Origin of the sequence: Burkholderia sp. Tr-20355 (assembly GCF_017104685.1) — a bacterium.
Classification (GTDB): Bacteria; Pseudomonadota; Gammaproteobacteria; order Burkholderiales; family Burkholderiaceae; genus Burkholderia; species Burkholderia seminalis.
The window spans coordinates 1-446 of record NZ_JAAGPK010000414.1 but is presented as its reverse complement, the minus strand read 5'-3'; the positions used below and the strand labels follow the sequence as shown (position 1 = coordinate 446).

The 446-nt window shown below is 70.0% G+C and carries 1 protein-coding gene; it reads left to right on the top strand.

What is annotated here, in order from left to right:
* A partial coding sequence (locus G3N62_RS35695; protein ID WP_277399669.1) for an acyl-CoA dehydrogenase family protein occupies window positions 1-446 on the top strand: 446 nt, incomplete at both ends.

The following is a 446-nucleotide window of genomic DNA, read 5'->3' as shown; positions in this document are numbered from 1 at the left end:
CTGAACGACGCGTGGGGCATCATGCTCGGCGACGAAGGCCGCGGCATTCCGACCATCATCGAGATGGCCACCTACACGCGGCTGAACTGCGTGCTCGGCAGCGCGGCGATGCTGCGTCAGGGCGTCGTGCAGGCGATCGCGTACACGCGCCAGCGCCACGCGTTCGGCCGCGCGCTCGCCGAGCAGCCGCTGATGCGCACCGTGCTCGCCGATCTCGCGCTCGAAAGCGAAGCCGCGCTGTCGCTCGCGATGCGTCTGGCCGACGCGTTCGAACGCGACGACTCGCCGCGCGAGCGCGCATGGAAGCGGATCGTCACGCCCGCCGCGAAATTCTGGGTCTGCAAGCGCGCGGTCGAGTTGACCGGCGAGGTGATGGAAGTGTTCGGCGGCAACGGCTACGTCGACGACGGCCCGATCGCGCGGCTGTTCCGCGAGGCGCCCGTCAA